This window comes from Streptomyces bungoensis, from assembly GCF_001514215.1.
Lineage (GTDB): Bacteria > Actinomycetota > Actinomycetes > Streptomycetales > Streptomycetaceae > Streptomyces > Streptomyces bungoensis.
The window spans coordinates 643,087-654,711 of the sequence record NZ_KQ948852.1 but is presented as its reverse complement, the minus strand read 5'-3'; the positions used below and the strand labels follow the sequence as shown (position 1 = coordinate 654,711).

The following is an 11,625-nucleotide window of genomic DNA, read 5'->3' as shown; positions in this document are numbered from 1 at the left end:
GCCGCGGGGCTCAGGCCGCCTCGATGATCCGGTCGCGGACGGCCTTCGCCCACTCGACCACCAGCGACTCGTACTCCGCGCGCTCCTGGGCCGTCAGGGATCCGCCCGCACGCAGCCACAGCGCCCGGATCTGCTCGTTCAGTTCGGCAGCGGAGCGCACGGAACCAGGAGGCATCGAATCGGGGGACATGCGGACAAGCCTAGGGGCAAGCACTGACACTGCGCTACCACCCGGCTACGCAGACCGTATGGGTTCGGTCACGTGCCGGCGCGGTATGCGGCGCGTGCCGCCGATCCGGTCCGCGAGACCGGGAGGGCGCGGGCGTACGCCGGGAGCGACGCCAGGGGTGTTGACCTGCGTCGGGGCCGCCGCTTACGTTGCAGCGCAGGGGAAAGCGCTTGCTGCACGCCGTGTGCCAGCGACGCCCGTCGCCGTCCCCGGAGGAGTGCTGAAACCGCCCATGCCCCGCTCCCCACTCCCGACAGCCCCGCTCACCGGTCGGCCCGTGCGGGCCGCCGTCGTCGGCGCCGGCGCCATCGGGCGCGGCTCCCACCTGCCCGCGCTCGCCCGGCTCGCCGAGGAGGGCGAGACGGAGGTCGTGGCCGCCGTCGACGTCGACCAGGACGCCGTGGAGGCGCTCTGCGCGGAGGCCGGCATCCCGCACGCCTACACCGACCTGGACCGGATGCTGGCCGAGCAGCGGCCCGACCTGGTCACCGTCTGCACCCCGCCGACGCTCCACCGCGCCCAGACCGTCGCCGCGCTGCGCGCCGGGGCCTGGGTGTGGTGCGAGAAGCCGCCGGTGCCCTCGCTCGCCGACTTCGACGCGATCGAGGCGGCGGAGGGCACCGACGGCGGGCCGTACGCGGCGATCGTCTTCCAGCACCGCTTCGGGTCCGGAGCGGCCCACGTGGGGCGGCTGCTCGCCGAAGGGGCCCTCGGGCGCCCGCTGGTGGCGCACTGCCAGACCACCTGGTACCGGGACGCCGCCTACTACGCCGTGCCCTGGCGGGGCCGCTGGCACACCGAGGGCGGCGGGCCGGCGATGGGCCACGGCATCCACCAGACGGATCTGCTGCTGGACCTGCTCGGGCCCTGGAGCGAGGTGCGCGCCATGGCCGCGCGGCTGGTCCACGACGTGGAGACCGAGGACGTCTCCACCGCCCTGGTCCGGTTCGAGAGCGGCGCGCTGGCCACGGTCGTCAACAGCGTGCTCAGCCCCGACGAGGTCAGCCGCATCCGCATCGACTGCGAGCGCGCCACCGTCGAACTGACCCACCTGTACGGCCACGCCAACGGCGACTGGCGCGTCACACCGGCCCCGGACGTGCCCGCCGGGCAGGTCGCCGCGTGGCGGGACTTCGGGCCCGACGTGCCCAGTTCGCACCTCGCGCAACTGCGGGAGCTGGTCGCGAGCATGCGCGCGGGGCAGCGGCCGCGCAGCAGCGGCACGGACGGGCGCACCAGTCTGGAGCTGATCACCGCGCTGTACAAGTCGGCGTTCACGGACACGACCGTACGGGCGGGTGAGATCGGTCCCGGCGACCCGTACTACACGGCCCTGCACGGGGGCGCGCCCGGCTGGGCGCCCGTGACCGCCGAGGAGGTGCCGGCGTGAGCGGCGCCCTGCGTCTCGTCCACACGCACGGCGACCGGATCACGGTGACGGAACCGGCCACCGGCATCGAGCTGTTCGCCTACGTCTACCGCCCGGAGGCCGCCTGGGAGGCGCCCAAGCCGTACCTGCACCCGGTCCGCACCCTCGCCGGCGACGCCGTCACCGGCTACCGGCCCCACGACCACCGCTGGCACAAGGGCCTGTCGCTGACCGCCTCGCACCTGTCCGGCGCCAACCTGTGGGGCGGCAACAGCTACGTGCACGGCCGGGGCTACCTCGAACTCCCCGAGCGGGTCGGCTCGATGCGGCACGCCGGGTTCGCGGAGGTCGGGGCGGACGGCGGCCGGGCCGTCATCGCCGAGCGGCTGACCTGGCACCCGTACGACGGTGAGCTGTGGGCCGAGGAGGAGCGGCGGATCGAGGTCCACGACGTCGACCTGGAGTCCGGTTCCTGGGCGCTGACCTGGACCACCGCCGTCACCAACCGGCGCGCCGAGCCGCTGAGGTTCGGCAGCCCGACCACGGCCGGGCGGGAACTGGCGGGCTACACCGGGCTGTTCTGGCGCGGTCCCCGCGCCTTCCGCGCCGGGCGGATCACCGGGCCCGAGGGGGAGGGGCCCGGGATGATGGGCACGCAGGCGCCCTGGCTCGCCTTCTGCGGTGAGCACGACGGCAGCGACGGCCACGCCACGCTGCTCTTCGAGCACGCCCCCGAGAACGACCACACGGGCGCACGCGGAGCCCACCCGGCCCACTGGTTCGTCCGCAGCGAGCCGTTCGCCGCGGTCGCCCCGTCCTGGGCCTACTACGAGGAGCTGGAACTCGCGCCCGGCGACACGCTCCGCCGCCGGTACCGGGTGGTCGTCGCCGACGGGGCGTGGGAGCGGGCGGACATCGCCACGTACCTGGAGGCGCATCCGTGGTGACCCCCGGGGAGTTCACGGGCCTGCCGGGCGGGGTGGCCGTGTCGCGGCTGTGCGTCTACGACTGGCCCGCCGCCGACGGGGTCCGCGGCGGAACCCCCCATCTGCACCTGGCCTGCGCCGAGGCGTACGTCGTCACCGGCGGCCGGGGCGCGGTGCAGACGCTCACCGCCTCCGGGTACGCGGTCACGCCGCTCGTGCCCGGCACGGTCGCCTGGTTCACGCCGGGCACGATCCACCGGCTGGTCGACGAGGATGCCCTGCGCATCACCGTCCTCATGCAGAACAGCGGCCTCCCGGAGGCCGGGGACGCGGTGCTCACGCTGCCGCCCCGGTACCTGGCCGACCCGGAGGCGTACGCCGCCGCGACCACCGTCCCGGCCGGCGCGCCCGAGGAGGAGAGGGAGCGGTTCACCCGTGCCCGGCGCGACCTCGCCGTCGAGGGCTACCGCGCGCTGCGCGAGACCCCGGGCCCCGAGGCGCTGGCCGCCTTCCACCGGGCCGCCGCCGCGCTCGTACGGCCCCGGATCGCCGAGTGGCGCGAGCGGTGGCGGCGGGGCGCGCGGGCGGCGGCCGAGGCCACCGGACACCACCTCGACCTGCTGGAGCGGGGTGACGCCGGCCACCTGGCCGGAGCCGTCGTACGTGTCGAACAGCCGCTCGAGCGGGGCCGGTTCGGGATGTGCGGGCGGCTCGACGTGTACCGGCAGGGACGGTAGCGGCCCGTCAGCAGGCCCCGTGAGCAGGCGGGGGTCAGGCCGCGCTCGGCCCCGCGACGGTCCAGCCCGGGGCCTGCGGGTGGGCCGTCAGGTCCTCGTGGCGCACGGGCTCGCCGCAGGCCCGGCAGGTGAGCACCGGCACCAGTTCGCTGCCGCAGACGTGCTCGACGACCATGGGCAGGCCGGCGCCCTTGCGCACGTGCCGGTCGCCCCACTCCTTGAGGGTCATCAGGACCGGCTCCAGCTCCAGACCCGCCTGCGTGGGCCGGTACTCGAAGCGCTGCGGGCGCTCGTTGTAGGCGCGTCTGGTGAGGATCCCGGCGTCCACGAGCCGGCGCAGCCGGGCGGCCAGCACGTCGCGCGGGGCGCCGATGTTGCGCACCAGCTGGTCGAAGCGGCCGTTGCCCAGGCACACCTCCCGCAGCACGAGCAGGGAGTACTTCTCGCCGACCAGCGCGAGGGCGTCGGCGATCGAGCAGGGGCGCGGGTCCTTCGTGACGGCCATACGGCCAGTCTAGAGGAGGGTTTGATTTTCCAACGCACCGCGCTATGGTGAGTTTGGATTTCCTACTCACCGGTAATCGCGCCGGTCACCGCCCGCCGGCCAAGGAGGCCCGCACCATGCGCGACGCAGTCATCGTCGAAGCCGTACGCACCCCCATCGGCAAGGGGAAGCCGAGCGGCTCCCTCGCCCACGTCCACCCCGTGCAGCTCCTCGCCCACACCCTGCGCACCCTGGTCGAGCGCTCCGGCGTCGACCCGGCGCTGATCGACGACGTCATCGGCGGCACCGTCGACCAGGTCGGCGAGCAGGCCATGAACACCACCCGGTACGCCGTCCTCGCCGCCGGTTTCCCCGATTCGGTCCCGGCGACCACGGTGGACCGCCAGTGCGGCTCGTCCCAGCAGGCCGTGCACTTCGCCGCCCAGGGCGTCATGTCGGGCGCCTACGACCTCGTCGTCGCCTGCGGAGTGGAGTCGATGAGCCGCGTGCCGATGTGGTCCAACGTGCCGGCCGGCCAGGACCCCTTCGGCCCCGGCGTCGCCGAGCGCTACCCGGAGGGGCTGGTCCCGCAGGGCGTCAGCGCCGAGCTCATCGCGGCCAAGTGGTCGCTCACGCGCGCGCGGATGGACGAGTTCGCGGTCGCCTCGCACCGCAAGGCGGCCGCCGCGTGGCGGGCCGGCCTGTTCGACGCCGAGACCGCGCCCCTGGACGGCGTCTCCCGCGACGAGTGCGTGCGCCCGGACAGCACGCCCGAGATCCTCGCCGGGCTCAGGCCCGCCTACCACGACCCCGTCTTCGCCGAGCGCTTCCCGCAGATCGAGTGGAACGTCACCGCGGGCAACGCGAGCCCGCTCAACGACGGCGCCTCCGCGGTCCTGATCACCTCCGGCGAGACCGCGGCCCGGCTCGGCCTGCGCCCCCTCGCCCGCCTGCACAGCTTCGCCGTCACCGGATCCGACCCGCTGCTGATGCTCACCGGCGTCATACCGGCCACCGAGAAGGTGCTGCGCAGGGCGGGGCTCACGCTGGACGACATCGACCTGTTCGAGGTCAACGAGGCCTTCGCCAGCGTGGTCCTGGCCTGGCAGCAGGCCACCGGCGCGGACCTCGGCAAGGTCAACGTGCACGGTGGCGCCATCGCCCTGGGCCACCCGCTGGGCGCCAGCGGCACCCGCCTGACCACCACTCTGGTGCACGCGATGCGCGAGCGCGGCGCGCGCTACGCCCTGCAGACGATGTGCGAGGCGGGCGGACTCGCCAACGCGATGATCCTGGAAGGGGTCTGACGGCTCACCGGCCGCGCAGGTGGTGGCGCTTGTGCCAGGCCACCACCGTGCCCGCGAGCGCCGGTACGGCGATACAGGCCATCGCGATCAGGAAAGCGGGCGACGTCGGCGCCGAGGCGCGGGCGCCGGCGACCGCGTAGGCGGCCGTGTTCGGGACCGAGCCGAGCGCCGTGGCCAGCAGGAACGGCAGCCAGCCCATGCGGGAGACGGCGGCGCAGTAGTTCGCCGCCCAGAACGGCACCCCGGGGAAGAGCCGCGCCGCCAGCATCGAACGGAAGCCGTGCCGGCTCAGCTGCCCGTCGGCCGCCTTCAGCCAGCGGCCCCGCAGCAGCGGGCGCAGCGCGTCCTGCCCGAGCAGCCGGCCGAGCCCGAAGGCCACCCCGGCCCCGAGCACCGTGCCCGCCAGGGACGTCCCCAGCCCCAGCTGGGAGCCGAACAGCGCGCCCGCCGCCAGGTTGAGCAACGGCCGCGGCACGAAAGCCACCGTGCACAGCCCGTACGCCACCGCGAACACCGCGGCCGCCGCGGCTCCGCCGAGCTGCGGCGGCCAGCCGTGCGTCAGCAGCCGCTGGGGCTCGAACAGCAGCACGCACACCGCGGCACCCGCGAGGAGGGCCAGCAGCAGCGACAGCCGCGCGTACGGCGACAGCACCGCGCGCCTGCAGCGGGCAGCGAGTCCCGCGCGGGGCGGCATGGGCGGCGCGCCCACGGGGGCGGGAGCGAGCTCCGAGGCGGTGGCCCGGGGAGAGGCCGTGGCGGTGCCCCCAGAGCGGTTGGTGGCATCGAGCATCCGGCGACACTAACCGACGAACGGGTGTGATCGCCGTATGGTCCGATCGTCAGACCCCGGACCTGCGCTCACCCGGCCACCCGGCCACCCGGCCGGCCGCGGAAAACCATTCGACGCCGGACACCGCCCCGGCGATGATCGGTGTCATGTTCCGGTACGCCTTCCTCCTCGCGGCATCCGCCCTCGCGGATGCGCCGAAGGCTGCCGTCCCGATCCTCGTGGCCGCTGCCGGCGGCGCCCGAAGCTGACCCTCCCCGGATCGTCCGGCGGACCCCGCAGGGGGAGGGTCGGCGGTTCGCCGGGGTCCCGCGTCTTCTCACGGCTGAGAGGCTTCGAGGTACAGCCATGTCCAAAACGGCGTACGTGCGCACCAAGCCGCACCTCAACATCGGCACCATGGGCCACGTCGACCACGGCAAGACCACCCTGACGGCGGCCATCACCAAGGTCCTGGCCGAGCACGGCACCGACGGCACCACCAAGTACGTCTCGTTCGACCGCATCGACCGGGCGCCGGAGGAGGCCGCCCGGGGTATCACCATCAACATCGCGCACGTCGAGTACGAGACCGGCACCCGGCACTACGCCCACGTCGACATGCCGGGCCACGCCGACTACGTCAAGAACATGGTCACGGGCGCGGCCCAGCTCGACGGGGCGATCCTGGTCGTCTCCGCGCTGGACGGCGTCATGCCGCAGACCGCCGAGCACGTCCTGCTGGCCCGGCAGGTCGGCGTCGACCACATCGTCGTCGCGCTGAACAAGGCCGACGCGGGCGACGAGGAACTGACCGACCTGGTGGAACTGGAGGTCCGTGAGCTGCTCACCGCGCAGGGCTACCCGGGGGACGCGGTCCCCGTCGTACGGGTCTCCGGGCTGGGGGCCCTGCGGGGCGAGCCGCGCTGGACGGCGTCCGTCGAGGCGCTGCTCGACGCGGTCGACACCTACGTACCGGTGCCCGAGCGGTACCTGGACGCGCCGTTCCTGCTGCCGGTGGAGAACGTGCTCACCATCACCGGGCGCGGGACCGTGGTCACCGGCGCGGTGGAGCGGGGCGTCGTGCGCGTCGGCGACCGCGTCGACGTGCTCGGCGCGGACGTGCAGACGGTCGTGACCGGGCTGGAGACCTTCGGCAAGCCCATGCAGGAGGCGCAGGCCGGGGACAACGTGGCCCTGCTGCTGCGCGGGGTCCCGCGGGACGCGGTCCGGCGCGGGCACGTCGTGGCGGCACCGGGAAGCGTGGTGCCCGCCCGGCGTTTCACGGCACGGGTGTACGTGCTCTCGGGTCGCGACGGAGGCCGCACCACCGCGGTCACCACCGGCTACCGGCCGCAGTTCTACATCCGCACCGCGGACGTGGTCGGGAACATCGACCTCGGCGAGGCGGCGGTCGCCCGGCCCGGGGAGACGGTGGAGATGACCGTCGAGCTGGGCCGCGCGGTGCCGCTGGAGCCGGGGCTCGGGTTCGCCGTCCGGGAGGGTGGCAGGACGGTGGGCGCCGGGACGGTCACCTCGGTCGGCTGAACCGGTGACAATGGTGCCGTGAGCGAAGCGATACCGGTCATCAGGACCACCGACCACGGCACCGCCCGGCTCATGCCGGACGTCGACCGGGAGCGGGCCTGGCTGCTCACGGTCGACGGGGCCCCGCAGTCGTACGTCGATCTGGACGACCCCGCCCATCTGGAGTTCGAGTACGCGCGGCGGCTCGGGCACGTGCTGGACACCCTGGGCGGGGACGGGCGGCCGCTGGACGTGGTGCACCTGGGCGGGGGAGCGCTCACCCTGCCCCGGTACCTCGCCGCCACCAGGCCCGGCTCCCGGCAGGACGTGGTCGACGCCGACCGCGCGCTGCTGGAGCTGGTCGCCGAGCATCTGCCGCTGCCGGCGGGCTCGGGCGTCGTGCTGCACGCCGCCGACGCCCGGGCCTGGCTCGAGAACGCTCCGGACGACTCGGCCGACGTACTGATAGCCGACGTCTTCGGCGGGTCCCGGGTGCCGGCCCACCTCACGTCGGTCGCCTACGCCCGCGAGGCCGAGCGCGTGCTGCGCCCCGGCGGCGTCTATCTGGCCAACCTCGCCGACGCCGCGCCGTTCGGTTTCCTCCGCTCCCAACTGGCCAACTTCTCGGCCGTGTTCGAGGAGCTGGCGCTGATCGCCGAGCCGGGGGTGCTGCGCGGCCGGCGGTTCGGCAACGCGGTGCTGGTGGCCTCCCACCTGCCGGTCGAGACGGCCGCCCTGGCCCGGCGCACCGCCGCCGACGCCTTCCCGGCCCGCGTCGAACACGGCCCGTCCCTGCGCGACTTCATCGGCAGCGCCCGGCCGGTCGAGGACGACGAGGCCGTTCCCTCACCCGAGCCCCCCGACGGAGCGTTCGGCATCGGCTGACGGACTAGGCCGGCCCGGCCAGGGTCGTGGCGAGGGGCGGCAGGGAGACCGAGCCGAACCAGTCGTAGGCCGGGACACGGGACAGCTTGTCCTCGGGGATCTCTGGTGCAGCGCGCAACACCTGAGTGAATGCAACCGCCCTCCCCGCTGTCTTGGTCTTCGCTCAACTGGCGGACCGCTGATCGCCGGACCCATCGCCGCGAACCAGCCGTGGAACCGACGCGCGGCAGAGCCCGCTGATGTCATGGCGCCATGCGATCTCGATGCCGCCGGCTCCCGGATTGTGGCGGCCGCCGACGGGAGGCAGGGTGGTCTTGAGACCGTTCGGGCGAAGCAGGACACACACGACCCGTCTTGGATGCGGGCTGTGGCCTGTCCTCATCACGGAGCGAGTGGTGTGAGCCGGGAACCGGCGGACTCGATCATCGCTGAACGAGTGCGTCGGTGCACCGGTTCGGCACGTCGGCCGACTCAGGATCGTCCATTTCGGGCCGGCTCACAGAGGTGGAGGTGTGGGAGATGTCGGAGAAGAACCCAGAGCACGGGACGAACGAGGTCTCCTTGCCGCCCGAAGTCACATTGCTGCAGGAAGTCACTCCGCCCTTCTTCCCCGAAGGCGGTTCGGGCATGACCATTCTCGTCGATTGGCCTCCCGGTCACCCCGGGCTCCCTCCGCACCGCCACTCGGGCCCGTCGTTCGGCTACGTGATGGAGGGCGCGCTCCGGTTCGAACTCGAGGGCGAGCCGGAGCGTGTCGTCGAGGCCGGTGGGACGTTCTGGGAGCCAGGCGGTGACGTGATCCACTACCAGGACGGCAACGCACTCCCTGACGCACCGACCAAGTTCCTGGTGACCATGTTGTGCGCGCCGGGCCGACCGATGCTCACGTTGGTCGACGAGGAGGAGCTGAAGGAACGGGCGCACCTGCGCGCCCCACGCCCCTCCGAAGGCTGACCTGCGAGAGATCGACCCTGTCACCCCCGGACGAACTCGTCCTCTTCTGCGGCATGTCGATCGGGTTCGAAGACGCCACCGCACGTGACGCCCGCGCAGGCCGGGCCTCGCTCGACGAGACGGTCACCTTCCTCGACGGTCCCTGACGGCGACCCCCTCAGCCGATCGAGGCGCATGTTGCCACACTCGCACATCGCCCTACATGCCGTATTTCGCCCATCTATTCCCGAGGGAAGGCACCTGATGAAGATCGCAGTCATCGGCGGTACCGGGCTGATCGGATCGCAGGTCGTCACAGACCTGAACGCCGCCGGGCACGAGGCGGTACCCCACTCGAAGTCCTCGGGGGCCGACGTCATCAGCGGACAGGGACTGGACGACGCGCTGGCGGGCGTCGACGTCGTCGTCAACCTGACGAACTCTCCGACCTTCGACGAAGCCGCCCCCGCCTTCTTCCGGACCTCGATGGACAACCTCTTGGCCGCGGCCCGCAAGGGCGGCGTCGGTCACTTCGTCATCCTCTCGATCGTCGGGACGGACCAGGTACCCGAGCTGGACTACTACAAGGCCAAGCTGCTCCAGGAGCAGATCCTCGCGGCCGGGCCGGTCCCCTACTCGATCGTTCGGGCGACGCAGTTCATGGACTTCATGGACGCCGTCCTGTCCTGGACCGCCGACGGCGACACCGTCCGGCTGCCCGCCACGCCGATCCAGCCGATCGCCTCCAAGGACGTGGCCCGGGCGGTGGCGGAGGTCGCCGCCGGGACACCGCTGAACGGCATCCGCACCATCGCGGGCCCCGAGATCTTCCCCCTGGACGAGCTGGGCCGCATCACCCTGTCCCACAAGGGTGACGACCGCACGGTCGTCACCGACCCCACCGCCGGCATGTTCGCGGTCGTCAAGGGTGACGTCCTCACCGACAGGAACGCCCACCTCGCCCCGACCCGCTACACCGACTGGCTCTCCTGACGCGGACGTCCACGAGGCGGTCACGAGCCGACGAGCGGTTCGCGGATTCACCGACCGGGATGTCCCGAGGGCTGTGCTGGAGCGCGTGCTCTCCGCCGCGGCCCGGGCGCCGTCCGGACCGAACCTCCGGCCGTGGCGTGCCTGCGTGCTGACAAGTCCCCGCACCACGAGCGCCGGTCGGCCTTCGGCCCCGAGCCCGACAGCGCACTCGGCAGGAACACCACCAGCGGCAGGGTGCGGGCGGCGGCCACCAGTCCCACGTACCCGCCGAACGCGTCCAGCATCGGGAGGCGGGCCGGCGGTCGAGGTCACCGGGCGACCGTCGCCGCTCACCGCCGGGCCTGCCAAACGGTTTCCCGGTCCACCCGCGCCGTGCGGTCAGTTCTCGGTCGGGTCGCCGTGCAGCCGTACCGAACTGACCATCTTCATGATCGTCGCGGTGTCGACCTCGCCGTGCACGCCCTTGGCGCCGTAGAAGTCGAACGACACTATGTTGTCGGCCGAGTTCTTGAAGGCGAACGTCAGCGACTTGCCGTCGCTGGCGCACTTGCCCTTCTGCGGGCTGCCGGCCGAGTGCGCCCAGGCGTAGGCGCCCACCACGCCCGACTTGGTCGTGTAGGGCTTCGCCTTCTTGTCGAAGGTGATGCTCTTCTTGTCGGGCTGGGTGTAGCCGCCGTAGACGTACCACGGCACCCGTGTGACCGCGGCCTGCGCCGGGCTCTTCGCGCCGTTCTCGCCGCGGGTGCCGGCGACGGCCAGCGCGGTGTCCTCGGCCTTGCCGTCCTTGTCGCTGTCGTCCGTGCACCACTTCGACTTGTACGAGGCCGGGGCGGACACCGAGGTGATCAGCTTGTCGTTGTCGGCGTGGTCCTCCATGAAGAAGGAGACGTCGGTCGACTGCAGCTCCCAGTCCGCCGGCACGTCGAACGCCGTGCCGAACTTCGGGTTGACGACGACCTTCCAGCCCGGGATGACCGGCTTCTCGGTCGCGTCGCCGCGCGGGTTGTCCGGGGCGGACGAGGACGCGGACGGGTCCGGCGCGGCCGACTTGCTCGCGGCGGGCTTGCCCTTGCCGCCGCCCGCCTCGTCGTCCTTGGAGCCGCCGCCGAGGACCAGGTACCCGGTCACGCCGGCCGCCACGACGACCGCCGTGGCCGCCACGATCGCGACCAGCTTGGTCCGGCCGCCGCCCCCGCCCTTGCCTCCGCCGGGCGGCGGCTGCGGCGCGCCGACGGGCGCCGTCGGTCCCCACTGCGGCTGCTGCCCGTAGGGACCCGGCTGCGGCTGCTGACCGTACGGGTTGGGCTGCTGCGGGTTCGGCTGTTGCGGGTACTGCTGGTAGCCGGGCTGCTGGTACGGATTCGGCTGCTGGTAACCCGGCTGCTGGTACGGGTTGTTCTGCGGGTTCTGCGCGCCCCCGGGCGGCTGCTCTCCTGGCCACATGGCGAGTAACCCTAGTGCGCCCGGGG

Annotated in this window: 14 protein-coding genes; 10 read left to right on the top strand and 4 right to left on the bottom strand. The window is 73.1% G+C overall.

The genetic code is table 11. From position 1 onward, the window contains the following. Positions 1-10: 10 nt before the first annotated feature. A complete protein-coding gene (locus AQJ66_RS37020) occupies positions 11-190 on the bottom strand; it encodes a hypothetical protein (RefSeq protein WP_079060103.1) in 180 nt (59 codons plus the stop codon). A gap of 271 nt (positions 191-461) precedes the next feature. Between AQJ66_RS37020 and AQJ66_RS07185 the strand changes: the two genes are divergently transcribed. Genes AQJ66_RS07185 through AQJ66_RS07175 form a run of 3 tightly spaced genes read left to right on the top strand, consistent with a single transcriptional unit; the run spans position 462 to position 3,261 of the window. Continuing rightward, on the top strand, positions 462-1,619 hold the full coding sequence (locus AQJ66_RS07185; protein WP_061918160.1) for a Gfo/Idh/MocA family protein: 1,158 nt from the start codon (positions 462-464) through the stop codon (positions 1,617-1,619). Next, positions 1,616-2,545 carry a DUF6807 domain-containing protein gene (locus AQJ66_RS07180; RefSeq protein ID WP_061918158.1) on the top strand — a complete coding sequence of 310 codons (930 nt, stop codon included), beginning with the start codon at positions 1,616-1,618 and terminating at the stop codon, positions 2,543-2,545. The genes AQJ66_RS07185 and AQJ66_RS07180 overlap by 4 nt, the downstream gene beginning before the upstream one ends. Continuing rightward, positions 2,539-3,261, top strand: a complete 723-nt coding sequence (locus AQJ66_RS07175; protein ID WP_061918156.1) for a hypothetical protein — start codon at positions 2,539-2,541, stop codon at positions 3,259-3,261. Before AQJ66_RS07180 ends, AQJ66_RS07175 begins: the two co-directional genes overlap by 7 nt. Positions 3,262-3,295: 34 nt before the next feature. On the opposite strand, the gene AQJ66_RS07170 is transcribed toward AQJ66_RS07175, so the two are convergent. After that, the gene (locus tag AQJ66_RS07170; RefSeq protein ID WP_061918154.1) at positions 3,296-3,766 is read right to left on the bottom strand and encodes a winged helix-turn-helix transcriptional regulator; all 471 of its coding nucleotides are present in this window, start codon (positions 3,764-3,766) and stop codon (positions 3,296-3,298) included. A 116-nt stretch (positions 3,767-3,882) separates the two neighbouring features. Here AQJ66_RS07170 and AQJ66_RS07165 point away from each other — a divergent pair, with 116 nt between their 5' ends. Beyond that, the gene (locus tag AQJ66_RS07165; RefSeq protein ID WP_061918152.1) at positions 3,883-5,052 is read left to right on the top strand and encodes a thiolase family protein; all 1,170 of its coding nucleotides are present in this window, start codon (positions 3,883-3,885) and stop codon (positions 5,050-5,052) included. A gap of 4 nt (positions 5,053-5,056) precedes the next feature. On the opposite strand, the gene AQJ66_RS07160 is transcribed toward AQJ66_RS07165, so the two are convergent. Beyond that, positions 5,057-5,842, bottom strand: a complete 786-nt coding sequence (locus tag AQJ66_RS07160) for a TVP38/TMEM64 family protein (protein ID WP_061918150.1) — start codon at positions 5,840-5,842, stop codon at positions 5,057-5,059. A gap of 26 nt (positions 5,843-5,868) precedes the next feature. Here AQJ66_RS07160 and AQJ66_RS07155 point away from each other — a divergent pair, with 26 nt between their 5' ends. The 6 genes from AQJ66_RS07155 to AQJ66_RS37010 all read left to right on the top strand — a co-directional run bounded on the left by AQJ66_RS07155 (position 5,869) and on the right by AQJ66_RS37010 (position 10,631). Continuing rightward, positions 5,869-6,090, top strand: a complete 222-nt coding sequence (locus AQJ66_RS07155) for a hypothetical protein (protein WP_061918148.1) — start codon at positions 5,869-5,871, stop codon at positions 6,088-6,090. Positions 6,091-6,187: 97 nt separating this feature from the next. Continuing rightward, entirely contained in the window at positions 6,188-7,366 is a 1,179-nt protein-coding gene (gene tuf, locus AQJ66_RS07150) for an elongation factor Tu (RefSeq protein WP_061918146.1), read from the top strand. Positions 7,367-7,384: 18 nt separating this feature from the next. After that, entirely contained in the window at positions 7,385-8,230 is an 846-nt protein-coding gene (locus AQJ66_RS07145; protein WP_061918144.1) for a spermidine synthase, read from the top strand. A gap of 519 nt (positions 8,231-8,749) precedes the next feature. Then, positions 8,750-9,184, top strand: coding sequence for a cupin domain-containing protein (locus AQJ66_RS07140; protein WP_061918367.1), 435 nt, complete (start codon positions 8,750-8,752; stop codon positions 9,182-9,184). Between the two features lie 243 nt (positions 9,185-9,427). Continuing rightward, positions 9,428-10,156 (top strand): SDR family oxidoreductase, encoded by a 729-nt coding sequence (locus AQJ66_RS07135; protein WP_061918142.1) that lies wholly within the window; start codon positions 9,428-9,430, stop codon positions 10,154-10,156. After that, positions 10,092-10,631: a nitroreductase family protein gene (locus tag AQJ66_RS37010; protein ID WP_079060102.1), complete on the top strand. Its 540-nt coding sequence runs from the start codon at positions 10,092-10,094 to the stop codon at positions 10,629-10,631. Before AQJ66_RS07135 ends, AQJ66_RS37010 begins: the two co-directional genes overlap by 65 nt. Here AQJ66_RS37010 and AQJ66_RS07130 read toward each other — a convergent pair. Next, positions 10,535-11,599: a DUF8017 domain-containing protein gene (locus AQJ66_RS07130; RefSeq protein ID WP_061918140.1), complete on the bottom strand. Its 1,065-nt coding sequence runs from the start codon at positions 11,597-11,599 to the stop codon at positions 10,535-10,537. The two genes, AQJ66_RS37010 and AQJ66_RS07130, sit on opposite strands and share 97 nt — an antisense overlap. Positions 11,600-11,625 lie beyond the last annotated feature (26 nt).